Source organism: Photobacterium sp. HL06 (assembly GCF_059552575.1).
Genome location: NZ_CM183915.1, coordinates 401,660 through 427,449, shown reverse-complemented (window position 1 = coordinate 427,449; position 25,790 = coordinate 401,660). Strand labels below are relative to the sequence as shown.

Below are 25,790 nucleotides of genomic sequence, written 5' to 3'. Positions count from 1 at the left end.
GCAAAGTGACTTTAAATCAAGATTTTACATCAAAAAATAATGTCTGATGAATGATTCGACTTTATCATTAGTCAGTAATTATTTTCTGTATTTACAGTTTGATAGTAACAAAGTCATCTGAAGATTTTTAATCAAGGGATTAGATGCGTTTGTGACTAAACTTTACCCGATATTTCCTTCAATGTGACCCATGCATATGAAAGCGCTTGCTTTAATGCTCCAGCTCACATTTTATTCTAATACTCGTTTCTATAATCTGTTGAAAGGTCGATATAAGAGAGTTTGATATGTGTTTCAGTGACTATCTATTTGAAAGTTAATCAAATATGTATTGAGTTTTTTTGGATTTGAAAGGGAGTGCTTTCTTTGTGGGCGTATAATGACAAGATGGAGTAACAATGAAATTATCAATACTTGCCTCTGTTGTGGGAACATTATCGATGGCTTTGACAGGGTGTAATCAGGCAGGCTCGGATGAGAGTGCAACTGCTAATACAATCAGCAACCTGAGTGGTGAAGGTGACTCAGGATGGGAGCTGGTTTGGAGCGATGAGTTCGAGGGTGATCAGATAGACTCTGATAAATGGGAGCACGAAGTTAACTGTTGGGGAGGTGGCAATGCTGAGCAGCAGTGTTATGTTGACGATGAGGCAAACTCTTTTGTGGCCGATGGCCTACTGACTATTCGGGTCATAAAAGGAGACATGACAGGTCCGGATGTGACTCAGGACATGGATGGTTACGGTGAGAGCGATGTCACCTTACCATACTCTTCAGCACGTATGCGCACCCTTAATAAAGGCGACTGGAAATATGGTCGGTTTGAGATCCGCGCTAAGTTACCACAAGGGCAGGGTACCTGGCCTGCTATCTGGATGCTACCGACGGATTGGGTCTACGGTAGCTGGGCGGCATCTGGTGAAATAGATATCATGGAAGCGGTTAATTTACATACTACCTATGACGATGAAGCGGTAGAGAAGGTGGAAAACCGTATCCATGGTACCTTGCATTACGGCAAAGCATGGCCAAACAATGTTTACTCAGGCGTAGAGTATGATTTTGGCGATGAATCCATCAATCCGGCTGACAGCTTTCATGAGTACGCTATTGAATGGGAAGAAGGCGAGATACGTTGGTACGTCGATGATGCTCACTATGCGACTCAGACAATGGACGGCTGGTGGAGCCACTACCAGGATGAAGAAGGACACTGGGTTAGCGGTCCGGGTGCTGCGCCGTTTAACCAGGATTTCCATTTGATACTTAATGTGGCTATGGGAGGAAGCTGGCCGACGGTTGTGAATGATACCGGGATCGACGAGAGCATTGAGCAGGCAGAAATGCTGGTTGACTATGTTCGAGTTTATCAGTGCTCAGTAGATCCTGATACCGGTGATGGCTGTGATAGCCATGTGAGTGGTGCTGCCGAACAGGATCTCGGAAATGATGAACCAAAATTTCCTGAGTCCCTCGAACTTACCGAAGATATCTTGACACTTTTTGATGATAGCGGGCTTCTTGAAGGTTTTATATTGAATGGTTGGGATGATGGCGATAACGATACTCTTCAAATTGATGGTGAGGCGATTGATATTTCAATTTCCGGCAATGGTAATGTCTATATAGAAGCGGCTGGCGATCCGTTGGATATGAGTAACTTTGTTGGTGGAGAGCTCGCTTTTGAACTCAAAGTGGTTAGCGGTGGAGCCAGTGCCTTATCGGTGAAGCTTGATAGTGGTTATCCGGCTTTGGCTGTTATTGATATAAATAGTGCCGATTTGCCTTCAGGGGATAGCTGGACAACATTTCACTTTCAGGTCGCTGATTTTGTTGCTGCAGGAACGAATGGATTTACGATAAATTCAGTGTCAAACCCGATTGTTTTCGAGCCTGTCAATAATGCTGATCTGCATATCCAGGTACGTAATATTCGTTTCGAAGCTCAGTAATTTGGTTGAGGGGCTAAGTTGGCTATTATCCCATTACCTACCCAGAAGTAGTAACGGCTTTCCTAACAGAAGGGCGTTACTATTTTTCCCACTTACTTCGATGTCACTTCATTCTAAAAGTGTCCGTTTCCTATAGCCATATCTCCTTAAATACCAAATCATAGAAAGCGCTTTCTTATCATTTTATACAGGAAGAGTTCAGCTTGGCTTGCTTTGTAGCTGTGATCTGTGAGTTTTATTACTCAACATTTTGTATATTAAACGTAATGATTGATATGCCTCATGGTGTAAATGTCTTTTAAAACAGCCGGTTACATGAGTTTTCATTTTTTGTTTGAGCTATGCATTATTAATTGAACAGTTAATATTCTTTTTCGTAGTGTGAGCTTGATCTTGTGAAAGCGCTTCCTTTGGTGATTGTGATCACTTTATCTGTATATTTTTGCTCTTATAATCGATTTCAAAGGTGATTAGCGGATTACTTGATAAGTTAGGGGGGGGCTTAGCTATCAAAGGCAATCAGAAATAATCTTCTTATATATTGAGATAACTATTTTTTACCTTTTCAAGAAAGCGCTTTCTTTCTTGGTTGTATTTACGGAAATATTAATAACAATTCTTGGAGTTAGAATGAAATTATCAAACCTTACACTTGCGTGCCTGTTAGCAACCACGAGTTTGTCTGTATCCCATTTTGCTAATGCTGAAACAGATGACTTTGCATTCACTGGTTACGCTCGTTATGGTATGCATTACGCAGATAATGGAAACGATTATGTGACGGCTGATGGTCAACTTGCTGGCAACGCAGCAGGTCGTTTAGGTAATGAAACCAATGGTGGTGAATTCCAATTTTCTAAAGGTTTTGAAGGCGCTAATGGTACACAATGGGATGTTGTACTGATGCTTGAGAACTGGTGGAAAATGCCTGGTTCACTAGAAAAAGAAGACTCTAATGGTGATACGTTCACTGATGATGTAGGTAATGGTGACGTATTCCTGAAAAAATTCTATGCAGGCGCATCTAACGTATTTGCTTCACAGCCAAATGCCTATGTTTGGGCGGGCCGTGATTTCCACCAGCGTCCGCAGGAAGGCTTGAATGACTATTTCTTCATGACTCATGATGGTCAGGGTGCTGGTATTAAAAACCTTGAACTGGGCAACGTAAAACTAAACGTTGCCTTTGTGGCACAAACTGATGGTAGTAGTTGGAGCGGTACCGGTGATAACGGCGATTATGCGCTTACCACAAAACTGCATGATATCAAGCTAGCTGATAACGTTGATCTGAGCATCTTTGCCAACTATGGCATGTCTTCTGATGATTCAGCTGAGGCCGACATCAAGGCGTATCAGGTCGGTACAATCTTCAACTTTAATGGTAATAAGCTGAGCCTTCGTTACACGGATAACACAGATAATTCGGCATTCAACAAGACTGAAGATTTAAATACGATATATGCTAGTTTCCAGGGCGGTATGTCTTTGGGTGATAGCACTACGCTAGATTACCAGCTTGCTTACCACAATAATGACGGTGCTGATGATGCCGCTGATGATCGTACTAACTACAGTGCAATTGTTCGCCCAATGCATTCTTGGGACGATATCCATTCGACATGGCTAGAAGCGGGTTACTCACTGGTTGATTATGACAATGCTGATGAAAATGCAGCATGGAAGGTTACCCTGTCACAGAATGTTGCTATTGGTAAAAATTCTTGGGATCGCCCAATGCTGCGCTTCTACGCGACAGTAGGTGATGCAGACAACAAAGTTGCAGGTGATGGTTCCGCGAACACTGGCGATACTACCCGCGACACATTTGCAGTTGGCGCAATGTGGGAAGCTTGGTGGTAAGTAAACACTTCTTAAGTGAGATTTCTCGTGATATCCATTTTACGGCCAATACTATGGCGGTAGTTAACTAGTAAGCATCATGTGCTTTTGGAGAGTAGCATCGGTTTGGTGGTGCTCTCCTTTTTTTTTGCAAAACAATAAAACTAAAGGCTATATTTATGCGCTATAACAAAAAAATATTGCCATGCTTAATTGCACTGGCGTTAATATCTGGATGTAATGATTCTGATAATAAAACTTCAAATGAATTAATTAATAGTGGCTCTGGCAATACAGGAAGTGAATTAATTAATTCCAAAGTGCCGTACTTTGCTGAATGGCCAGCCATTAAAAGTGCCGTTGAGAAAAGCGAAGCGATTGAAAGCAAAATCGTTGAAATATTGGCTCAGATGACCCTCGAGGAAAAAGTTGGCCAGATGATCCAGCCTAACCTGCTAGAGGTGACGCCGGAAGAAGCAAAACAGTATAAATTAGGTTCATTATTAAATGGTGGTGGTGCCTGGCCTGGCGAAGATAAATACTCAACAGCAGAAGACTGGGCAAAAGAGTCAGACAAATATTGGCTTGCGTTAGAAGATGCCTATGCCGACCGCGGATTTAAAATTCCATTTATGTGGGCAACCGATGCAGTTCATGGCCATAACAATGTTTTCCAAGCAACGGTGTTTCCTCATAATATTGGCCTTGGTGCAGCCAATAACCCTGATTTGATTTATGAAATTGGTAAGGCGACAGCTGAGGAAATTGCAGCAACAGGCCTAGACTGGACATTTGCACCAACGGTGGCTTCGCCACGTGATTACCGCTGGGGTCGGGTTTACGAAGGTTATTCCGAAGATCCTGAAATCATTTATCAATACGCAAGTAAGATGGTCGAAGGTATCCAAGGTGGGGCTGAAGGCCTTGCTGGCGAGCGAAATGTGATTTCAAATGTGAAACACTGGGTAGGTGATGGCGGTACGTTAGACGGTGTTGACCGTGGTGAAAACCATTATACAGAAGAGTACTTGAGAAATATCCATGCCACTGGTTATTTTGCCGGACTGGATGCTGGTGCACAGGTGGTGATGTCTTCGTTTAACTCCTGGCATAACGATGCTAACTATGACCAGGTGGAAGGTGGCGACTACAACAAGAAGCTGCATGGAAGTAAGTACCTGATCAACGATGTGCTTAAAAATAAAATGGGCTTTGACGGTATTGTTGTTACCGACTGGAACGGCCAGGGCGAGCTAAATGATTGTACTGCCTCAAACTGCCCTGCTGCAGTCAATGCAGGTAACGATGTGTTTATGGTTACTGCAAATAGTGACTGGAAGGCATTCTACAACAATGTCATTGACCAGGTTAACGATGGCACTATTCCACAGGCGCGTATTGATGATGCGGTAAGCCGTATCTTGCGGGTTAAACTTCGCGCCAACTTGTGGGAAAAACCAATGCCGTCTGAGCGTGCATTGGCGGGTCAGCAAGAGATTCTGGGGTCGGATGAGCATCGTGCACTAGCGCGTGAAGCAGTTAGCCAGTCATTGGTACTATTGAAGAACGAAAGCAGCATCTTACCATTATCCGGTGATCAGAAGATCCTGATTGCTGGTAGTGCTGTTAATGATATTCAGAAACAAACCGGTGGTTGGTCACTCACTTGGCAGGGTAATGAAAACACCATTGAAGATGATTTCCCGGGCGCAACAACCATGCAAATGGCTCTGGAGAATGTTGTCGGTGCTGAAAACATCATCACGGATCTCAGTGATGCCACTGAAAATACAGTAGCCGTTGTTGTTATCGGTGAAGATCCTTATGCAGAAATGTTTGGTGATATCAAATCCACTAAGACTCTTGAGTTCTCTTCTATTAAAACGTCATACCAAGCTGACTTAGATAAAGTCAAAGAGCTTAAAGACGCTGGCCTGAAAGTGGTGACAGTGTTCTACTCTGGTCGTCCGCTTTATGTGAATGAAGAAATTAATAATTCGGATGCCTTTGTTGCGGCATGGCTGCCAGGTACTGAAGCTGGTGGTATTACGGATGTTTTGTTTAGCACAGATGGCAAAGACTTTACTGGTCGCTTGTCTTACTCATGGCCGATGAAGAAATGTTCGACCACCATCAACCGTGTTGCGCCAAATATTGAGGATTACGTGACTCCGGCAACGGAGCAGGATATTACCGGTGAACATAAACCACTGTTCCCTTATGGTTATGGCCTGTCTTACAGCTCGACGGATGCATCGGATAATGATCTGAACAACCTTGACCTTGATTCTCGCGATTTTGGGTGTGGTCAAGACGAGCCAGACAATGGTGTCGCTACGTCTAATCTGGAAATTTATGGTGCTAAGTCTGCCGATGAGTTCGTTGCTAAAATTGGTGGTCCGTCAAGTGGCTGGGCAGGTATTGAGGTCTCAAATGGTTCTGAAACAACCACTGGCTCACTAACCACAAAGCCAATCAACTATCAACATCAGCAGGATGCAATCAATGTATCCTTCGATGGAACGGAAGTTGCCCAGGTCTACCTCCAGACCGAGGATGAAAAGGCCGTTGATAAAAACTCCTATGCCAACGCCGATTCCACATTGCAGTTTGATATTAAAATGATCGAGGCGCCGACGGCGGATGTAACGCTAGCAATGCATTGTGAGTGGCCATGCCTCGGCGATATTAAGGTCAATGACGCGTTGCCTGAAGTGTCAGATGAATGGACAACAATGAAGTTTGCACTCAGCTGCTTTGCCGATGAAGGTATGGAATACTCAATGTTGAATACTGCATTCCTGCTGACAACAGATGGTGAAATGGAATTTGACCTGGGTGAAATCCGCTTTGTTCCGCGTAGTCTGGATGAAGCCACTGATGAAGTTGATTGTGCTGCATTGGCTGTTCCTGCTCTACCTGCTTTAGATGAGGACACTTCTTACATCTGGAGTGACACCTGGAGCCCGAGTGTTGGTGTGTGGAGTGCACATACTGGCAGTGATTGGAGCCCTGCTCCTGAGCATGCTTCAACCGCGACGGAAGTTGATGGTGAGGGCGCAACAGTTGTGAACGTCACTTACAATGCGGCAAGTCCTGAAGATGACAAAGCGGTTATTTTCCTAATGGGTGAAACGCAGAACCTAACGAACTATGTCGAGGCGGGTACGCTGGAGTTTGATCTGCTGGTTACCTCCTACGGTGATAACGTTGATGGCTTAGTGATTAAGATGGAATCTTCAGAGGAAAATGTAGGAAGTCCGGACTATTCCCTAGAGAAAATTGCGACAGGTACATGGACGGCAATCTCTGTCACAGTTAGCGATTTAGGCATTGATGACATCGTAGAAACTGTTGATAAGCCATTCGCGATTTTACCAGCTTGGGGCAATTCGCAAGCGGGTGTTGAGTTTAGCTTTAAGAATGTTCGCTTAGTTAAGTAAAAGGTTGGTGGGAGGAAGTTAGCTTCCTTCCACTTCTTTACGTTGAACAGTTTTGATTAATATACCCAAACCTCTTGAGATGACTCATTGAGTACTTCTTAGGTGGCTTGGGTATAAGTGGATCTACCCTAGATGGAAAGCAAAAATAATATGAAAAAAAATCGACAAACGTCAGTCATTAAACGCATGTATGCCGGATTTGCGTTAATGGTAGTACTACTTGTCGCAACAGTAGTATTGATGTTAGATGGAACAAACCGCATCCATAATCAATTAGAGTCTGTAACGACGGATGCTTTTCCGCTTGTATCGTTAGCTAACCAAACCAGTGTCAAATTATTAGCCGCTGATAAAACATTCAAAGATTTTCTTACCAGCAATAATGTTGAACGAATGCAAGGTTACGAAGAGAAATTTAGCTTGGCACAACAAGAATTTAACTTTGTGCTTAAGCAGCTAGCATCAATTTCTAAAGACAATTCTGTTTTAAGTAATCAGCTAACTGCATTGCTTGCGCTGGAGGCGCGTTATTTTTCAGAATCTCACAAAGCGATGGGAAATTATCGTACCCAGTTAAGCGCTCAGCTGGAAAGGCAGAAAGCAGTCCGCCGTTTCCAACAGCTACAGACTGAACTTAGGGTAGGCATGAAAGAGTACATTAGCAATCAGGATAACCTTGCAGTTAAGTTGATGGCAAAAAGCTATTTTATCAAACTTAAACAAACAGAAACGATCACTTCAGATGCATTGGCCAGCGATGATATCGAAATAATCACCAAAGCGCTTAAAGACAATAAGCGGAGCGTCACTCGGCTTAACTACGCCTATAGGGGCCTTATTGCCCAATTACCGTCATTAAAGGAGACGTTTGATAAATCGGTCGAACAGTTCACCCAGGATATTGGCAAAAAAGGTGGTGTACTGGATCAGCACTTCCAGTATATCGAGGCCGGTCAGCGTCTCTATAGCAATATCTCTGTGCTTGCCGGTGAAGTCGACCAAGCTATGTCTATTCTTGAGACTTTTCATGCCGAAGCCGAACAGTTGATGGATGATGCGATTGAAAGTGCTAACGCAAGTTACACTGATGGGTATACACAAGCTACCGTAATGGGTGTATCTGTAACTATTTTTGCGATCCTTCTTGGTTGGCTGTTGGCTCAAAACGTTCGTAAGCCGTTAGTTTCAATGCTCACAGCCCTTGAAGCGTTAACAAATGGTGATATGACCCAGCGCGTTGATGACAATACCTTTACCGAGTTCAATCAGCTTAGTACTCATATCAATACCTTGGCATCTAACCTACAAGATATCTTGCGAAAACTGAGTCTTGCCTCGGGTAACTTGGCGCAGGTTGCGGCACAAAACCAGGCAGTAACAACGGAATCCAAAACACGCTTGAATGACCAGCGCCAGCAAACGGCATCAGTTGCTACGGCAATGACAGAAATGGAGCAATCAGTTAAAGATGTGGCCAATAGTGCCCAGTGCTCAATGGATAAAGTACATGATGTTGAAGTTGCAGCCCAAACGGGCCGAGATGTGATGAGTAGTAATATCTCAACGATTCACCAGCTGTCCGAGCGCCTTGATGAATCTGTCAAAGTGGTTTCAACCGTTCAGGAGATGAGTAGCGAAATTGGTTCAATTCTGGATGTCATTCGTCATATTGCCGATCAAACCAATTTGCTGGCATTGAATGCGGCGATAGAGGCGGCACGGGCAGGTGAGCAGGGTAGGGGATTTGCCGTTGTCGCCGATGAAGTAAGGGTGCTGGCAAAGCGTACCACAGACTCTACCGAAGAAATTGAAAGCATGATTCAAAACTTGCAGGCCAGTTCTGGTCAGGCTTCATTGGTGATGCAAGGTTGCGTGAGTGAAATGCACAAGAGTATTAATCATTCCTCTGAAGCGAACAGCGCGATGGAGGAAATCCAAGCAATTATTTTAGAGATCAGCCAGATGAGTAGTCATATTACTCAAGCAGCTGAAGAGCAAAGTACAACATCAAATTCGATTGCACGGAACCTTGAAGATATTAGTCATATCGCTGATGCCAATTATCTGTCGATAGAGCAGGTTGCAGAGGTGAGTGGCAAGCTAGATGAACTTGCTAACCAACAAAATGACTTAGTGCATAGATTCAAACTGTAGTGAATGTGGTGATCCCACATAAAAATGATGTTTAGGTTATACCAATTGTTACCTTGGAGTGTTGATGAAATTATATCAAACAGCGAAAGGCACTGATTTTAAATTATCGGAAGTGCCAGTAGATAATTTACGTGAAGGATACCAGCATGACGTAAATACAACTTATACGGATGCTGGCGAATTGTTTATCGTTTATTTGGATGATAGGAAGACATTTCAAGAGTGGGAAGGGTTTGGTGGTGCCTTTACCGAATCGGCTGCGAATGTTCTTAGCAGAATGAGTGCTGAGAGCCAGAAGAAAATGATGGAAGCATATTTCCATCCGGAAAAAGGTATTGGGTACAATTTTTGCCGTACACATATTAATAGTTGTGATTTTTCACTTGGCAATTGGGCGTGTTGCGAGACGGAAGATCCAGAATTAAAAGACTTTAATCTTGAACGCGATAAGCAACAAATCATCCCGATGATTCACTGGGCTAAAGAATTAGCAAGTGATGATATTACCATCTTTTCTTCCCCATGGAGTCCGCCAGCCTGGATGAAAACCAATGGTGAGATGAACAACGGCGGGAAATTAAAACAGGAGTATCGTCAGGCCTGGGCTTTATATTACTGCAAATACATTAATGCCATGCAAGAGGAAGGCGTAACGGTCAGTGCAATAACTATTCAGAATGAACCGGCAGCCACTCAGGTCTGGGATTCGTGTATTTACACTGCAGAAGAAGAACGTGATTTTGTTCGTGACTATCTTGGTCCAACACTGGAAAAAGAAGGTTTAAGGCATATCAAGATAGTCTGTTGGGATCACAATCGTGCTGAAGCTTTTGACCGAGCACAGAAGATGTTTGATGATCTTGATGCCGCCCAGTACGTCTATGGTATCGGTATTCACTGGTATATGGGCGATAACTACGACAACCTAAAGTTGGTCAACGATATTTATCCTGAGAAGAAGATATGGTTTACCGAAGGTTGCCAAGAGTTCGGCCCGCACATTGGTGAGTGGAGGGTGGGAGAGCGTTATGCCCACTCGATGATCAACGATCTTAACCATAATACCAGTGCTTGGTGTGACTGGAATCTATTCCTCGATGAGACTGGCGGCCCAAACCATGTGCAGAACCTTTGCAGTGCCCCTATCATCGGAGACACCCTCAATGATGAAGTGATTATTAACCCTTCGTACTATTATTTTGGTCATTTCTCTAAGTTTATAAAGCGCGGTGCGTTCCGGGTTGCCGTTGCGACTTCCAGTGATGATCTTGAAGCGACTGCTTTTGTAAACCCCAATGGAGAAAAGGTGATGGTGATTATGAATCGTTTGGACCGAGAAGTGGTCTATGCACTGAATAACCTCGAGCGGGGAGGCTATATAAAAATGCCAGCGCGCTCCATTCAGACCCTGATCATTGATTAATATTGCTGGGTTATAAGCGCAAGACTGATTATTTCACGGCCTTGCGCTAGATTTTACCCGCTAATAACAAAAGGATTAAAACAAAAGCGTTTAAAATTAGACTGTTATTGGAATTTATTGCAGTAAATTTCTGTTACAGCAGAGCTGGTTTCGGGTAAGCGCTTTCACCTAAAAGTAAAAGTTAAGGCTACAATATAGCCTTAACTTATACTTCTACTTACTTAAGTTCTTACGTTCAGAGCAGATCAAGCCGTACCATTGTGCATCGATACAAATACCTTTAATGGTTTTTTCATTGCTTACGACTTCACAGCGATGAGTGACTTGTTTCAGATTGCACGCTTGCTGTACATCTTTAAGGCTTGGTGTATTGCTCTGAGCTGCCATTGCTGGAGGCAAAAATAAGAATAGAGAAACAGATGTTGAAATTAACCACTTCATATGAACACCTTTTAGTATGTTTACCATTGTATTCAACTCTAATTTTAGGCTTTTCTATGGTGATTGCATAAAAATTCACATGATAATTATTTCTAATACCAAACGGGATAAGTAAGTGTTCAGATAATACGAAGGAAAAATCACAAAGGATAAGGAATAATTTATGGTAACTAGTCGATCTAATTATAAAAGTTCCAACGTAGTAATAGGTGGTGTTAACCAACACGAATGCTCAAATACAAAAAAGTGTGCTTTGGTATATATGCTGCCAATTTAAGAAACCCTGCCAAAAATGGCAGGGTTTGATTATTGCCTACGATTTTTAATAAGCCAGCGAATACCACTCATCGAAAAGGCTAACTGCCAGGTCTTTGTTCTCAGTAAAGAAATATGGGATGCTCTCATTCGATTCTCCTTCATAGAACACAATGAAGTCGTCGTTGCTGAGCGTTGTTGGTTGAATAACCCAGTCATCACCATCCATTGTGCCTTTGATAACTAACTGACCATTGGTAATAGACCATGAAACTGTCTCCGATTGCCCCTTTTCTTCGACGGTAACGAGGTTATCGTTTGGATCAAATGTTAGCGTGACGAAAGAAGGTCTAGCTTTTTTCGTTGTAGCATCATCCCACAAGTGATAATACGTTTTGCCCTTGAACGTGGCCTCGTCAGCTGTTAACGCTGCAAAGCCGTCATCAATATTGGTTTGAGTATGGAAGTACATGTCATTGCTGGATGTCACTACCAACGTAAAGGCATCACTCATATAAATAACTTCGTCAAGGCCGTCGCCCTTGAAGCCATTGCTGGTGTAGGTAATTGGCCAGGTACCGGCAACTTGGCCATTGTCATCTAAATCGTGAACTTCGGTGTCGGTAAAGGTTGAGGTCATTAACCCTTCGTCGACAAAATATGCGTCGTTGGTACTCACAGAGTAAAAAGTGTTACCGGAAAAGTGCTCTTTTACAGTTGGCGGCATTTGGGTTTTGCCTGCTGTACCACTTCCGTCAAAGGTAACAAGAACGTCGTCTAGCTCATCCCCATTATTGACTGCGGTGTCAACCACAGTAATTATTTCGCTGGATTTTGTGAGTAGCTTTCCAGAATCATTTTGTGATTCTGAAATGGTATTTCCTAGCTCTAAAGTAAGGGAACGTGCAAGGAGATGGGCTTTTTTAGCTTCTTGCGTGCTCTCTGAGTTTGCTTTGCTTGCAACATAGTCGCCCGCAATGATCGCTTCAGGTAGGTTCAGCTTAGTGGCCAGCTCAGTAAGAGATAGGTTCTCGATAGCTGCAAGAGTCGTAAACGGCGTGACAACACTTGAACCGGCTGGTGCCGTCATTTCAACGGTCTGGGTAACCCGTCCGCCTTTGTCGGTATCGTATGTCTTGCCAGCAACAGCCCTTACTATCACTGGGTATTTCGTATCGTCACCGGTGATTGTGATCTCGCCGTTAGCACCCGTTAAGCTAGGCAGTAACTCTCCACTATCGGCAATCCCATTACTGTTGCGGTCAATATAGACTTCGGCATCAACGAGGTAACCATCAATAGCTTTGATCACAGCCTTGCTGCTGTCAGTTGGGAGTGTTGTGCCACTAGTAGTGGTGTTACTGTCGCTACCACCACAACCTGAGAGTGCCAAAGCCATTGACGCTGCAAGTAAACTGATTTTTTTCATTATATTTTTTCCTTATAGGTGCACCAGATATGTATTGATGCATTGCATAACAGGAAAGTTACTGTGGTTCTGGGGTGCTATCAAGGGACGGGAAAGTGGCAAAAAGCCGTAATTTTTTGCCATAAATTTTGAAGTGAGTTGCGGCAATGGGGTTAAACCATTTTGGCCTGTAGCCAACTGCGAGAAAACTTAAGATCTTTTTCAATCAAGCTGTTACTGCATTGGAGGAGCTGGCTGATCTCTTGGTTTCTCATGCCCAGTAAATATTTTAATTTCAGGGCATCCGATTGCCTTGGATAGTGAAGACTAAAGTGATCCAGCATTTTATCCATGCTCAGAAGTTGTTCGAACCGATCATCGTCAGCGCATTGAACGACGGTGACTTGCTGTCTTTTTTTGGCGTTTAGGGTGCGGGCATGATCGATGAGGATCTGGCGCATGACTTTGGTTGCCATCAGGTAAAACTGACGGCGGTTCTCAATATGTGACATATCTGAGCCAGCCAGCTTGAGATAAGCGTCATGGATCAATGCGGTGGTATTGTTGATGCAGTCACTGAGTACCTGATTGCTGTTACCATGTTTTCTCGCGCTGCGTGCCCGCTCTTGTTGAGCAATGGAGCGAAGTTGCAAGTAGGCAAACTGATAAAGATTGGCCTCTGCTTGTTTGTTGCCACTGTGCCATTGTTGGATGATTTGGGTGATATCTTGGCTCATGGGTTAAGACTCCCAGCTTTGATATTTTTTTAGCTCAGAGATTTTATGGGTCTGGGCTTGTTGGTTGCCGTCTTTGTCGATAACGATTTTTTGCTGTAGTCGGTACAATACGCCCTGATCCCAATCTTCCCCAGTCGGTAAATATTCCCAGCTGGTGTATAGGACATTAGAGGTAGTGTCATACCATTTGACTGGTGCATTGAGTTGGGCAAGGCTTGCCTGAGCGTTGCTTGGTTCTAACCACCACATGTCTCCATGTAGCAGCGTTACATCGTTGCGATAGGCCTCCTGTGCGGTTGGACACTTGGTATTATCTGCTTTAGTAGAAAGCACTTTGCCATTTTTTATCCATAAGCACTCATTAGAAATATCACTATTATTGGCATAATGTGTCTCTAGCCAGATCCCTTCAAAGTCGATGTTTTGTGTGTGCTTATCATTAATAGTGAACCAAATATATTCCGCACGGTTACTATGAGAAACAGTCTCTTTCGGACCCAGTCCTTGTGTTTTTTGCATTAATAACCTGGTATTGGGATCGTAGTTGATTGCAACGGTACGATACTTCCAGTCACCTTCGTCATCGAAATCATCGATTGAAAAGCCATTGAGATCACCACGGGTACAGCCACTGGTGGCACATCCTACGAGTCCATCCCAGCCTTCAAACACTTCAATAGGCTCAAACATCACTTCCTTGTAGCGGCGGCTGTAGTTAACCTCACAACTTGGCACTGAGTTATCGTTACTACCAAAGTAATCTCCAACGTCCGGGTATTCGTAAATTCCTTTTGGCGTGATCTTGTAAGTCAGGCTACCAATGGGGCCAAAATAGTTAGGGGTGGCTTTTCTGTCGACATCATAGAAGCATAAGTTTCCCTGCCAGTCGCGTCTCTTTACGATGATATTTTTGTATTTCACGTTCAAAGGGCGCAGGATCACTTCGTCCGATGTGAAGTTCTTTTCAATATACGATTGGCTTTCATCCAGGTGGTGCGCGGCGTCTTGAACAGAGACCAGTTCTAAACCCAGAACCTGCTGTGAGGTATCTAGAGCTTGTAAGTTGACTTGCTTGAGTTTTTTCTGAAATTCAGGATCCGATAGCGCTTTGCTAACCAGAAGTATTTCTTCACGGTTGTCAGGTGTACTGTCTAACGAGAGTAATAATCGCGTCATATTCACACTTCGGCTGGGTGTTGTCGAAGCAAGGGTAGGTGTGATGACCTCCTGACCCGACAGTGTCGCGAGAGGAAAGGCAGAATCGTCATAGCCTAAGAAGAAAGTGATCACATCGCCAGGGTTGTACTTAAATGCCCCTTTCTCCGTGAAGCCTTCCAGACTGGAGCTTGTCTTATAATAGAGCCCGGTAACCGGCGCATCGATAAAGTAGCCCGTCTGAGCGTCTGAATTTGCGAAAGCGCAACTGCCAGCAAGCGCTAAAGTCGCGGCAGAAAAAGTCCGTTTAATCACTGTGTATAGCCTTTTCTAAAATTGTTCTGTGCAGTCGGACTGACAATCTTGTTTGACCAAGCGTTTATCAGGTACGGGTGTCATCATTGCCAATAGCATTTTCTGTTTTATATGTTGTGGCAAATCGGGGTTGGATAGAATTCGTCGGCGAGTCAGCTCAAGCATGGTCTGTACTGACATGAGTTTGTTAACATCTCCTTTGCTGTGAAAAAGCAAACTAGTGACTTCAAACATCATGTTTTCTGCAATGGCCTTCTCTTGTTTGAGCTGGTGGTTTTTCTGAACTAAAGCCGCGGAAAAAGCAATGGCGCAGAGCAGCAGACAGACACTGAGCCCTGATGATACTGGCCGCCGCTGTATCAGCTTCTTGGCCACATAGAGCGGGATGTGTGATTTTAAGCTAATTGGCCGTTGGTTCAGAATATTCTCGATATCTGTCATGAGCTCAATGACAGAGGCGTAACGCTCTTTTGCATGATATTGAGTTGCCTTTTGGATCACACTATTCAAGTCAGAGCGAGCAGGTTGTTCTCCAACCATATATGCAAGCAACTTACCGAGAGAGAAGACATCGCTCTGGTTGGTCAAATAGGTCCCCTTTTTTTGCTCTGGGCTGGCAAAGGCTTCGCTGAATGCAAGAATGGGTGTGGTGTTAGGTGATGGAATGTTCTGCTTTTGGGTAATGTTGAAATCGAGTACTTTTGGAGCAAAGTCATTATCTATTAGCACATTTTCCGGCTTGATGTCGGCATGAAGAATTTGGTTCTGATGGGCATGCCCAATGGCCTGACAGATTTGGGTGAACAGCTGTAACCTACGGCGCAAAGTCAATGACTCTGATTCGATAACTTTACGTAGTGTCTGCCCCTCGACTTTTTCCATCACGATATATACGTAGCCTTGGTGTTCTCCGCCATCAAACACTTTAGCGATATAGGGGTGGTTTAGCCTGGCAAGTAGTTGTGCTTCTTGAAATAGGAAGGCTTTACCAAGAACCTGGGTTAAAGACGGTTGGATAAACTTGATTGCCAGTTTCTGCTCAAAGGTCTTATCGCAACGCTCGGCAGCATAAACTACGCCCATTCCACCACGACCAATTTCATCCAGGGTTTTATATTTATCAATGAGAAGGCGAGAGAAACTGATGTCTTTTTCGACGGCTTGCTGGGCATGAAAGCCAAACAGCTCGGTAAGCTGCCCGTCGGTAGTATTGTTGGCTGAGAGTAGGGGCTGAATTTGCTGGTACAGCTCAGGCTGGTGCAGTCTGAGCTCGGCAATATAATCCAGCTGTTCTGCTTCATCAAGATCCAATAAGTGGTAGAAAACTTGAGTTGAACTGACGTTAGGTTCCACGATAGTTGGTAGTGTTATATATGTTTTAATTGTGCATCCAGTTTATATATAAATATCATAATAGGTGCAACTTTTATTTGCTGGTCAAATGTTTACATATTCTGACAGTGACGAAAAGCGGGCGCTAAGTCTTGGCTCGTTTTGGCTCCATTGCCAACTGGAGCACCATCTATCATTCTAAAACTCCTTTTACACTTGAACTCTATTTTCGAATGTGAGGCTTTGCCCATAAGCTCAGATTGAAAGTTGTCTGTAACTTGCTCACTTTCACTTCAATTCGTTGTTACGAAAACTGAAGATACGCTGATTTTTACTAAATCCTCGCTCTGCTAATTCTGCCTATTGAAAGTTAAAGTGCCTGTCTAAGTTATTACCGATAAGAGAGAGAACAACATGGACTTTGGGCATGATCCAATAAAACGCTTATTTTTCAATTTATATTGGCCGACATTAACCGGGATGCTCACCATGGCGGCATACCAAGTGGCTGATGGCATCATTGTGGGTTACGGCGTTGGTACCATGGCGTTAGCTGGCATTAGCATGAGCTTTCCAGTTTTGATGGTAGCCATTTCACTGGCCATGTTGATCGGCATTGGAAGCAGTATGGTTGTCGCGATAAAACTAGGAGAAAACCAATCTGCTGGAGCCAATCGTGTTTTCCACTATAGTTGCAGCATTTCTGTATTAATATCCGTCGTATTAGCTTGTGTATTGCTGGTATTCATAGATACATGGGTTAGCCTACTTGGAGCCAATACCGACATCCAACCTTACTTAAAAGAATACCTTATATATTTTGCGATATTCTTGCCTACGCTCTTTCTACGATTTAGTTTCAGCTTTTTTATTAATAACGACCAATCACCCCATATTTCACGTAATGCTAATATCTTATCCAGCATTTTGAATGTCCTGCTCGATCTCCTATTCGTCCTGGTTTTTGAGTGGGGACTAAAAGGTGCTGCTATCGCAACGGGCATATCTCAGACTGTTGCTGTCATTTACATGGGTTACCATTTCTACCTTGGTAAAAACCATCTTTCACTAAAAAATTATGGATTTAGAGTATTCGACTGTGAACAAAGACGAATTGTAGGACTAGGCCTTCCTATTTTTATCTCGGAAATCTCAGGAGCCTTGGCGTTTGCATTGCTTAACAAAGCCGTGATTTCTCAAGGAGGAAGTGAAGCAGGAGCGGCTTTGGCGACCATTAACTTCACGCTATTTTTTGTGATGAAATTCCTTGTTGGCGTTGCTTTCTCGGTACAACCCGTATTTGGTTTTAATCACGGAGCCAAAAATCATCAGCGAATCGAAGAACTACTTAATTTTTCATTGAAATTCGTCTTTGCGATAGGCGGGTTGGCTTACGCTCTCATCTACTTGTTCGCGGGACAAATTGTTGCTCTGTTCAATGTAGTGAACCCTCAAGAGGTCGAATTAGCGACTCAAGCGTTGCTACTGTTCTATCCTGCCACAGCCTTTATGGGCGCAAACTTGGTGCTCGGAGCCTACTTTCAATCGGTAGAAAAAGTGAGAATAGCAACTAACTTATCACTTATTCGAGGCATTGTTTTAGTGACGATATTTTTAGTGGTGTTACCAAAAGTCTTTGGCTTAATGGGAGTGTGGCTGGCGATACCGTTGGCTGAGTTAGTGGCTTTTTTAGTCACGCTTCCTTTCATCTTTTTTAAGAAGAAAGAACAGTACGTGTAGCTTTGGTCAATGAGCCAGCGGCTCGTTCGTTTAGTCGCTGGTATTCACTGCCTGCTTTTTTCGCCATTGAGCAGGGGTCTGTCCCGTCACCTTTTTGAATTGTCGGATAAAATGGGTGATATCTTTCCAATCTAACTCAGTGGCGACGTCTTGAACCGATAGAGTACTGTGGGATAGTCGGTATGAGGCTTTCTTTATTCTTGCCTGACAGATCCATTCTCCAACCGTAAAACCAGTTTCTTTTTTCACTATGGTCGCCACATGAGAGGGGACGCGGTGAACTGCAGAGGCCACTTCTTTAAGAGAAATGGCACTATGGCAATTTTGATGAATGAACCTCAATGCTTCTGACGCTAACTTACTGATTGGGTTTTGGTCGTTATTCAAGTGCATGCTTCGGTAAATGTCACCGAAGATTATTGAAAGATAGGATCGCAACAAAGGCGTTGATTCAACGCCTGATTGCTGACTCTCGTTACTTAAGGCCTCTAAAATTTGAATCAAAAGGGGAAGCCGATCCGTGTCCACGGATACAGTAGGAAGAGAACCATCTATCACTTGCTGAAAAGGTTGCATTAATAGGCTGTCTTCATCAATTCCCAAGCAACCAATACAAAAAGAAACCAAATACATATCAGCACCTTCGGCTCTTAAGGTCTTATGCGGCACTCCGGGAGGAATAATGACGATCGCAGGGGCAACAATCTTTATATTTGAACCATAAACCATCTCAATAACACCTTTGGTAAGCAAGGCCAACCGATGTTCTGGGTGATGGGCGGTGTGGTTATGCTCTTCAAATGACAAGTCAACAAAGTAATCGACTTTTACATTGTGGGCTTGTTTCATCAACAGTTCTCTCGAACAAGGATCGGAATATTTGCCGATTTTATCTCAAATTTAGCCCTATTACACTGAGCATCAATGAACTAGGATTTACATGTTGTTAAGTGGCCTCAAAATCAATGTATGTCGATAAGGCTATTGAAACCCTATTTCCATTACAGAGCGTATTTATATAAGGAAAAATGACTATGACTAAAAAACCATGGAAAATTCGCCAAGCCAATCTATCAGATGCGGATGGCTTAGCTAAGTGTATGTACGATGCTTACAGTCAATATAAAGAGAAATTCGGTGGACAAGATCTACCTCCCATGCAGGTTGACTATGGAGAAGAGATCCGTTCATACCCGGTTTGGGTAGCTTACTCTGGCGATACATTGGTGGGCGGACTTATTCTGATTCACGACGCGGATTACACAACGATAGCAAATGTTGCCGTACATCCAGACTTTCAAGGGCATGGTCTCGGCCGAGGCTTGATTGAGTTTGCACAAAAACAGGCAGAACAACATGGTCACCAAGAAATACGGCTGGTCACACACGCCAAAATCACCGAAAACATCACCCTATATTCTTATCTAGGTTGGAAAGAGTACGGACGTGACAACAACAAGGTGTTCATGACAAAAACACTGCCAGCAAAGTGTAATATAGAAAAAACAAATTGAGCTGAATTTACCGCAGATAATGGGTATAGAAATACTAATGCCTCTCAAGCCAAATCAGATTAAAAGTTCTATCTCATTTAGTCCCGAAAGCAAGCTATAGACTGCTTAGTCAATCTGTTTGGTTTCAGATAAACCAAGTGTTTGATTATGACAAAGGACGTCATTAGGTTATTAACTCTAACTAGGTTATGTCCCTTATTCAGAGAAATACCAACTAACTACTACCCTTGGTATAGGAATAAAACAAGAAAAGATTTGTCAATTTCCCTTGGTAATCACATCAATACACTCTATATGATGATCATGTTATTTAGCCTCAATAACAGTAAAGGTTGGTATTACCAACCTCTGCTGCTACGTATTAATAACGCAATAATATATGTACTACTTGCACATTAATTATCAGATTCAATCTTTTTAAGGCGATAAGCTAAGGCTGGGCGGGTTAAGCCTAGCATCCGAGCAGCTTTTGATACGTTCCCATCAGCTTTGTCCATTGCGCGTCTGATCAGATTCAGCTCCAATTCTTCAATGCTGAAATTATTCTCCAATTGTTTGTCCATCCAGCTCTCATTGGCGGTACTGAAGCATGGCTTCTGCTGAGCGAGCAAGCCTTGATTATTAATCACATTCAACGGGTGGGTCGGTTCAGCCAGAGACGGGAAAAAGCTCTCCAAATCGATACTGCGGTTATTGTCGGTAAGGATTATGCCTCGCTCGATCATATTTTCCAGCTCTCGAATGTTGCCTGGCCACTTGTAGATCATCAGAGCTTGCAGGGCTTTGTCAGTCACACCCAAAGTACGTTTATTGTAGAGGGTGTGGTATTTCTCTAAAAAGTGTTCAATCAACAGCGGAATATCTTCGCTACGCTCGCGCAAGGGAGGAATGTGAACAGGGAAGACATTCAGGCGATAGTAGAGATCGGCACGAAAGCGGCCTTCATTAACTGCGGTTTGCAAGTCTTCATTGGTGGCAGCAACCACGCGAACATCAATGTGCCGAAGCTGGCTGCCACCGACGCGTTCAAGTTCACCTTCCTGTAATACACGTAATAAGCTTGCCTGGGCATGGGGTGAAAGTTCGATCACTTCATCCAGAAAGATAGTGCCTTGGTTGGCGCGTTCAAATTTACCTTCCCGCGAGTGCGTTGCGCCGGTGTATGCGCCTTTTTCAACACCAAAAAGCTCCGCTTCAATCAGATCGGATGGAATACAGGCACAGTTTACCGCGATAAAAGGACCATCAGCACGATCGCTGTTTGCGTGCAGGCCCTTGGCAACAATTTCCTTGCCTACACCGGTTTCTCCCTGAAGAAGGACAGAAACTTTGGTTTTTGACGCTTTGGCGATCAGCTGGCAGACGTTTTTAAAGGCACTAGAGCGACCGACAGAATTGAAAAGCAGCTCCTGCTCGTTGTCGGCGTTGCGGAAACTCGCTTTAAGGCAGGATACTTGCTGTTGCAAGGCAAACAGCTCTTCGATAATTGGATCTGGCAACAGGGCACGTTCCAGCTCTTCCTTATCCGGCCACTCCTCGGCGGGTTTACCTATGATACTGCAATGATCGGAACCACAGCCGGAGCACTGTGTTTCCTTATAGATAATTTTTTGCCCCATATAAAAGCTCGAAAAGCCGCTGGCATAGCCGAGCAAAGTCCAGCAGACGGGTATATTCGCTGAGCCATATTCGTTGATGTGGGCTTCGGACTCATAAGAATCATACCAGTCGAATTCACCGTAAAAACTCCCCGATCCCACATCAAACTTAAGCTCTTTGGGAACAACTCTTACCATTCCCTTAATGCTATGTAACTGAGGCCCGGCAAGGAAGGCCTCTTCTTTGGTGAAATCGGGACGGATCTTTTGGAGCATCTCTGCATCCCTGAAACCTGAGTGGTAGCCAAAGCGCATCAGAAACCCTCGCGCCCGCTCAATGCCCAATGTCTCGATGAGCTCTTTCCGCAGAGCACCCATTGCAGTTGCATGAACCAATAGCATGCGTTGTTCGTTAAACCAGACTTTGCCGTCGTCGCTTGAAAATTGGAACTGTGAAATGAGGTCTGTAGATTCCGGAAGTGTTGGAGAAGCGCCAATATCCATAATGCTGTCGCCCTTATTGTTATTCACCACCCATCTTGAGTGAGTGTTGATTATTTTCTATTCCCTGTCGGCGTGTTTTTGTACCTAACAACGCCATTCCTATAAAGCCAAGCCGTGGGGTATATGTGACTTGATGCTCTATTTAAGTTCATAGTGACACATTAATCAAATGATTAACCTTTGTCATTTACATTTATCATTTGGTTATTTTTATTCACATTTCTTCTCGTCTCTATTCCATCGTCAGAACAGGGTTGGCTCTCCGATATTACTTTTCTTTTGATTTTAATTTCAATTAAAAACAATGGCTTAACTTTATCTGGAGTGGGTTTTTGTTAGATGCTGTGTCTCATGGCATAGCCGTTGCACTAGTCAGGCTGACCTGAATCAGAAACAAACAGGGAGGTGAGATGACGAAGGTGATTTATTCGGATACCAGGTTGAGTGATCAGGATAGGCCGGCATTCGAACAGTTGACGAAGTATGTACGGGTCCGGAGTTCTGAAAGTGCTCGATTTGTTGAATTTGACTTCGCTATTGGTGAGCCAAGCCTGTTCGTTGAGCTGATCATGCCAAAAGGTGCCTTTGAGCACTTTTGTCAGGTGAATAACGTGACGTATATGACCGAGGATCAGATGGTCGCTGTAGACGCTGAAATGGAAAAATGGCGCTACGGCGAAGATACCTTGATGTCGCACAACCATGGTCATACGTCTGAATAACAACAATCTGACTTAGTTGGGAACTGTCCGATGAGTATTGAAATTAAAACCGCAACGCTTGAGCCGGTACGTAATACCTATGCGCACATTGCACGTCGTTTTGGCGACAAGCCAGCAACGCGTTATCAGGAAGCAACGTACGATATGCAATCTGAGCACTACTTTCACTATCGGCCGATGTGGCAGCCGGAGATGGAGCTGAATGATCCGCGCCGTACTGCCATTGTCATGGAAGATTGGTACGAGTTTAAAGATCCTCGCCAATTTTATTACGGCACTTATGTGCAGCAACGCACCAAGATGCAGGAAGCGGCTGAGAGCAACTATAGCTTCTTCGATAAGCGCAACCTATCGAACATGTTAAGTGAAGAGCTTAAAACTAAAGTTATTCGCTACCTGGTGCCGCTCCGTCACGTTGAGCACACCGCCAATCTGAACAACCTGTACGGGACCTCTCAGGGGTATGGGACGGCGATCACTCAGGCACTGCTGTTCAATGGAATGGACCGCCTTGGTATCGCTCAGTATCTCTCTCGTATTGGCTTGTTGCTTGATGGCAATAGCGGTGATGCGCTTGGCCAAGCGAAATCCTACTGGATGGATGATGCAGCATGGCAAGGGATGCGGTCGCTATGTGAAGAAACCACAGTAACCAAAGATTGGTTTGAAGTGTTTGTGGCGCAAGACGTCATTATCGATGCGCTGGTATATGACCTGGTATTTAACCAGTTCGATCAATGGTTAGTTGATAACGGCGCACAGGACGTGGGCATGTTGACTGAGTTTATGCGGATCTGGAACAAAGATAGTTCTCGCTGGGCCGATGCCGTGCTAAAGGCTGCAGCAGCAGAATCTGCTGATAACAAAGCGCTGCTGGAAGGCTGGGTAACCCAGTGGAAGGAAAAAGCGGTTGCAGCACTCAAGCCTCTGGCAACAGAGATGCTCGATGATGCAGAAGCCTTGGATAAGGCTGTCGCTGTACTTGATAAACGCCTGACCAAAGCGGGTCTGTTTAAGTAAGGAGATAGGGAATGTCGAAGGTTTACATTGCACTGCAGGATAACGATGAATCTCGCTATATCGTTGAAGCGATAGAAGAAGACAATCCGGATGTGACCGTGATGCACATGCCAGCAATGATCCGTATTGAGAATGAAGGTCGTCTGACCGTCCGTCGTGAAACGGTTGAAGAGAAGATGGGGCGTGACTGGGATGTTCAGGAATTGCACCTCAACCTCATTACCCTTGGCGGCAACGTCGAGGAAGATGATGACGAACTTTCTCTGTATTGGAACGAATAATAAAAGGTAACGCATCATGGCAGCTAAAAAGCTCAACATTAAAGATAAATACCGCCTGCTAACACGGGATCTGGATTGGGAATATTCCTACCAGGATCGTAAAGAGGCGTTTCCGTACGAAGAGTTCGAAGGGATCAAAATTACCGACTGGTCGAAATGGGAAGACCCGTTTCGCCTGACCATGGACGCCTATTGGAAGTATCAGGCAGAGAAAGAGAAAAAGCTCTACGCCATCTTTGACGCATTTGCTCAAAACAACGGGCATTTGAATGTATCAGACCCACGCTACGTTAACGCGATTAAGATTTTCCTGAGTGCCGTTACGCCACTGGAGTATCAGGCCTACCAAGGATTTGCCCATACAGGACGTCAGTTTGGTGGAGTGGGGGCTCGGGTTGCCTGTCAGATGCAGTCATTAGATGAGCTGCGTCATGTACAGACCCAGATCCACGCGATGAGCCACTACAATAAGTTCTTCGATGGCTTCCAGGATTTCCCCCATATGCATGACCGAGTGTGGTACCTATCGGTACCTAAGTCGTTCTTCAACGATGCACGCGCAGCCGGCCCGTTTGAGTTCATGCTAGCCATCGGTTTCTCATTCGAATATGTACTGACCAACTTGCTGTTCGTTCCTTTCATGTCTGGTGCTGCACATAACGGTGACATGGCTACCGTAACCTTCGGCTTTTCTGCCCAATCGGATGAAGCCCGACACATGACACTCGGTCTGGAAGTCATCAAGTTCCTGCTTGAGCAGCATGAAGACAACGTGCCGATTGTACAGAAGTGGATCGACAAGTGGTTTTGGCGAGGTTCCCGTTTGCTGACCATTGTTTCGATGATGATGGACTACATGCTGCCGAACAAGGTGATGTCCTGGAAGGAAGCCTGGGAGGTCTATTTCGAAGAAGCAGGGGGAGCGCTGTTTAAAGATCTGGCCCGTTATGGCATCCGCATGCCGAAATACACTGAGGTTATTGAGAAAGAGAAAGAGCATATCTCTCACCAGGCTTGGTGGACCTTCTATACCCACGGTCATGCTGCTGGTTTCCATACCTGGATCCCAACCGATGAAGAGCTGGATTGGCTGTCTGAGAAGTATCCGGAAACGTTCGACAAGTTCTACCGTCCGCGCTGGGAGCTGGCGAAAGAAATGGAAGCCAAGGGAGAGCGTTTCTACACCAAGGCACTGCCGCAGCTGTGTACCACCTGTCAGATCCCGATGTTATTTACTGAAATGGATGATCCCACCCAAACGGCATACCGAGACAGCGTGTACGAAGGTGAGCGTTATCACTTCTGCTCTGATGGCTGTAAAGACATCTTCGATGATGAGCCGGAGAAGTTCGTACAGTCCTGGTTGCCGGTACATCAAATATTCCAGGGCAACTGCGGTGGCCCGGACATGGGCGATATTTTGAGTGAATTCTACAAGATGAACCTTGGTGCCGACAATATGGACATGAAAGGTTCGCCAGATGAGCAGCGCTGGAACCAGTGGAAAGGTAAAGCCTAAGTTGGTAACGGAAGACTAACAGGCTGGTAATGGCAGCGGCCATCGCCAGCCAGAGACGAGGAATAACAATGCCTGTAAAAGCAATTACGCCAGACTATAAAGGCGAAAAACTCGATAGATTAGAGAACTTTAATGGTAATCAGGTGGTGTATGTGGGGTGGGATCACCACCTGATGTTCTGCGCACCTTTTGCCTACCCGGTCCCGCCTGAAATGACGTTTGAGACCTTGCGCACTCAGGTGATGCCAGAAGCATTTGGCCTGCATCCTGAGTTTAACCAGATTAATTGGGAGACAGTGAGCTGGAAGCTCGACAATGAAGATTTTGTTCCACAGCCACAGGCCTCGTTGAAGGCACAGGGAATTGGCCATAAGTCGGTACTGCGTTTCCACACACCGGGTCTGAAAGGCTATCAGGGCGCAGGCGTTTAATTGT

At 44.5% G+C, this 25,790-nt stretch carries 19 protein-coding genes; 12 read left to right on the top strand and 7 right to left on the bottom strand.

The genetic code is table 11. From position 1 onward, the window contains the following. Positions 1-398 precede the first annotated feature (398 nt). From AC51G0_RS20440 to AC51G0_RS20420, 5 genes are all read left to right on the top strand, one after another. Complete coding sequence (locus AC51G0_RS20440; RefSeq protein WP_496303493.1) at positions 399-1,952, top strand: family 16 glycosylhydrolase; 1,554 nt, start codon at positions 399-401, stop codon at positions 1,950-1,952. Between the two features lie 630 nt (positions 1,953-2,582). Continuing rightward, positions 2,583-3,815 (top strand): carbohydrate porin, encoded by a 1,233-nt coding sequence (locus AC51G0_RS20435; protein WP_496303492.1) that lies wholly within the window; start codon positions 2,583-2,585, stop codon positions 3,813-3,815. A gap of 158 nt (positions 3,816-3,973) precedes the next feature. Beyond that, on the top strand, positions 3,974-7,237 hold the full coding sequence (locus AC51G0_RS20430) for a glycoside hydrolase family 3 protein (protein WP_496303491.1): 3,264 nt from the start codon (positions 3,974-3,976) through the stop codon (positions 7,235-7,237). Positions 7,238-7,387: 150 nt separating this feature from the next. After that, positions 7,388-9,391 (top strand): methyl-accepting chemotaxis protein, encoded by a 2,004-nt coding sequence (locus tag AC51G0_RS20425; RefSeq protein ID WP_496303490.1) that lies wholly within the window; start codon positions 7,388-7,390, stop codon positions 9,389-9,391. 64 nt (positions 9,392-9,455) lie between these two features. Then, the gene (locus AC51G0_RS20420; protein WP_496303489.1) at positions 9,456-10,814 is read left to right on the top strand and encodes a glycoside hydrolase family 30 protein; all 1,359 of its coding nucleotides are present in this window, start codon (positions 9,456-9,458) and stop codon (positions 10,812-10,814) included. A gap of 213 nt (positions 10,815-11,027) precedes the next feature. On the opposite strand, the gene AC51G0_RS20415 is transcribed toward AC51G0_RS20420, so the two are convergent. The 5 genes from AC51G0_RS20415 to AC51G0_RS20395 form a co-directional block, all read right to left on the bottom strand. Further along, positions 11,028-11,255, bottom strand: coding sequence for a hypothetical protein (locus AC51G0_RS20415; RefSeq protein ID WP_496303488.1), 228 nt, complete (start codon positions 11,253-11,255; stop codon positions 11,028-11,030). 322 nt (positions 11,256-11,577) lie between these two features. Next, a complete protein-coding gene (locus tag AC51G0_RS20410) occupies positions 11,578-12,939 on the bottom strand; it encodes a hypothetical protein (protein WP_496303487.1) in 1,362 nt (453 codons plus the stop codon). A 152-nt stretch (positions 12,940-13,091) separates the two neighbouring features. Further along, positions 13,092-13,655, bottom strand: coding sequence for an ECF-type sigma factor (locus AC51G0_RS20405; protein ID WP_496303486.1), 564 nt, complete (start codon positions 13,653-13,655; stop codon positions 13,092-13,094). A 3-nt stretch (positions 13,656-13,658) separates the two neighbouring features. Continuing rightward, entirely contained in the window at positions 13,659-15,125 is a 1,467-nt protein-coding gene (locus tag AC51G0_RS20400; protein ID WP_496303485.1) for a chromosome partitioning protein ParA, read from the bottom strand. A 15-nt stretch (positions 15,126-15,140) separates the two neighbouring features. Continuing rightward, entirely contained in the window at positions 15,141-16,478 is a 1,338-nt protein-coding gene (locus AC51G0_RS20395) for a serine/threonine protein kinase (protein WP_496303484.1), read from the bottom strand. Between the two features lie 393 nt (positions 16,479-16,871). On the opposite strand from AC51G0_RS20395, the gene AC51G0_RS20390 reads away from it, so the two are divergent. Beyond that, positions 16,872-18,197: an MATE family efflux transporter gene (locus tag AC51G0_RS20390; RefSeq protein WP_496303483.1), complete on the top strand. Its 1,326-nt coding sequence runs from the start codon at positions 16,872-16,874 to the stop codon at positions 18,195-18,197. Between the two features lie 30 nt (positions 18,198-18,227). On the opposite strand, the gene AC51G0_RS20385 is transcribed toward AC51G0_RS20390, so the two are convergent. Further along, the gene (locus AC51G0_RS20385) at positions 18,228-19,046 is read right to left on the bottom strand and encodes an AraC family transcriptional regulator (RefSeq protein ID WP_496303482.1); all 819 of its coding nucleotides are present in this window, start codon (positions 19,044-19,046) and stop codon (positions 18,228-18,230) included. A gap of 185 nt (positions 19,047-19,231) precedes the next feature. Here AC51G0_RS20385 and AC51G0_RS20380 point away from each other — a divergent pair, with 185 nt between their 5' ends. After that, a complete protein-coding gene (locus AC51G0_RS20380; RefSeq protein ID WP_496303481.1) occupies positions 19,232-19,711 on the top strand; it encodes a GNAT family N-acetyltransferase in 480 nt (159 codons plus the stop codon). A gap of 395 nt (positions 19,712-20,106) precedes the next feature. On the opposite strand, the gene AC51G0_RS20375 is transcribed toward AC51G0_RS20380, so the two are convergent. Further along, positions 20,107-21,840, bottom strand: coding sequence for a sigma 54-interacting transcriptional regulator (locus tag AC51G0_RS20375; protein ID WP_496303480.1), 1,734 nt, complete (start codon positions 21,838-21,840; stop codon positions 20,107-20,109). A 383-nt stretch (positions 21,841-22,223) separates the two neighbouring features. Here AC51G0_RS20375 and AC51G0_RS20370 point away from each other — a divergent pair, with 383 nt between their 5' ends. The 5 genes from AC51G0_RS20370 to AC51G0_RS20350 all read left to right on the top strand — a co-directional run bounded on the left by AC51G0_RS20370 (position 22,224) and on the right by AC51G0_RS20350 (position 25,786). Continuing rightward, a complete protein-coding gene (locus AC51G0_RS20370) occupies positions 22,224-22,535 on the top strand; it encodes a phenol hydroxylase subunit (protein ID WP_496303479.1) in 312 nt (103 codons plus the stop codon). A gap of 30 nt (positions 22,536-22,565) precedes the next feature. After that, positions 22,566-23,555, top strand: a complete 990-nt coding sequence (locus AC51G0_RS20365; RefSeq protein WP_496303478.1) for an aromatic/alkene monooxygenase hydroxylase subunit beta — start codon at positions 22,566-22,568, stop codon at positions 23,553-23,555. An 11-nt stretch (positions 23,556-23,566) separates the two neighbouring features. Then, the gene (locus AC51G0_RS20360) at positions 23,567-23,836 is read left to right on the top strand and encodes an MmoB/DmpM family protein (RefSeq protein WP_496303477.1); all 270 of its coding nucleotides are present in this window, start codon (positions 23,567-23,569) and stop codon (positions 23,834-23,836) included. Positions 23,837-23,852: 16 nt separating this feature from the next. After that, positions 23,853-25,355: an aromatic/alkene/methane monooxygenase hydroxylase/oxygenase subunit alpha gene (locus tag AC51G0_RS20355; protein ID WP_496303476.1), complete on the top strand. Its 1,503-nt coding sequence runs from the start codon at positions 23,853-23,855 to the stop codon at positions 25,353-25,355. 68 nt (positions 25,356-25,423) lie between these two features. Next, positions 25,424-25,786, top strand: coding sequence for a phenol hydroxylase subunit P4 (locus AC51G0_RS20350; protein WP_496303475.1), 363 nt, complete (start codon positions 25,424-25,426; stop codon positions 25,784-25,786). Positions 25,787-25,790: the final 4 nt, after the last annotated feature.

What these genes read in the sequence shown, in the direction of transcription:
- AC51G0_RS20360 (WP_496303477.1), top strand. Translation starts at nt 23,567, where the DNA reads ATGTCGAAGGTTTACATTGCACTGCAGGATAACGATGAATCTCGCTAT.
- AC51G0_RS20420 (WP_496303489.1), top strand. Translation starts at nt 9,456, where the DNA reads ATGAAATTATATCAAACAGCGAAAGGCACTGATTTTAAATTATCGGAA.
- AC51G0_RS20410 (WP_496303487.1), bottom strand. Translation starts at nt 12,939, where the DNA reads ATGAAAAAAATCAGTTTACTTGCAGCGTCAATGGCTTTGGCACTCTCA.
- AC51G0_RS20385 (WP_496303482.1), bottom strand. Translation starts at nt 19,046, where the DNA reads ATGAAACAAGCCCACAATGTAAAAGTCGATTACTTTGTTGACTTGTCA.
- AC51G0_RS20430 (WP_496303491.1), top strand. Translation starts at nt 3,974, where the DNA reads ATGCGCTATAACAAAAAAATATTGCCATGCTTAATTGCACTGGCGTTA.
- AC51G0_RS20355 (WP_496303476.1), top strand. Translation starts at nt 23,853, where the DNA reads ATGGCAGCTAAAAAGCTCAACATTAAAGATAAATACCGCCTGCTAACA.
- AC51G0_RS20415 (WP_496303488.1), bottom strand. Translation starts at nt 11,255, where the DNA reads ATGAAGTGGTTAATTTCAACATCTGTTTCTCTATTCTTATTTTTGCCT.
- AC51G0_RS20440 (WP_496303493.1), top strand. Translation starts at nt 399, where the DNA reads ATGAAATTATCAATACTTGCCTCTGTTGTGGGAACATTATCGATGGCT.
- AC51G0_RS20405 (WP_496303486.1), bottom strand. Translation starts at nt 13,655, where the DNA reads ATGAGCCAAGATATCACCCAAATCATCCAACAATGGCACAGTGGCAAC.
- AC51G0_RS20365 (WP_496303478.1), top strand. Translation starts at nt 22,566, where the DNA reads ATGAGTATTGAAATTAAAACCGCAACGCTTGAGCCGGTACGTAATACC.
- AC51G0_RS20425 (WP_496303490.1), top strand. Translation starts at nt 7,388, where the DNA reads ATGAAAAAAAATCGACAAACGTCAGTCATTAAACGCATGTATGCCGGA.
- AC51G0_RS20380 (WP_496303481.1), top strand. Translation starts at nt 19,232, where the DNA reads ATGACTAAAAAACCATGGAAAATTCGCCAAGCCAATCTATCAGATGCG.
- AC51G0_RS20435 (WP_496303492.1), top strand. Translation starts at nt 2,583, where the DNA reads ATGAAATTATCAAACCTTACACTTGCGTGCCTGTTAGCAACCACGAGT.
- AC51G0_RS20350 (WP_496303475.1), top strand. Translation starts at nt 25,424, where the DNA reads ATGCCTGTAAAAGCAATTACGCCAGACTATAAAGGCGAAAAACTCGAT.
- AC51G0_RS20370 (WP_496303479.1), top strand. Translation starts at nt 22,224, where the DNA reads ATGACGAAGGTGATTTATTCGGATACCAGGTTGAGTGATCAGGATAGG.
- AC51G0_RS20390 (WP_496303483.1), top strand. Translation starts at nt 16,872, where the DNA reads ATGGACTTTGGGCATGATCCAATAAAACGCTTATTTTTCAATTTATAT.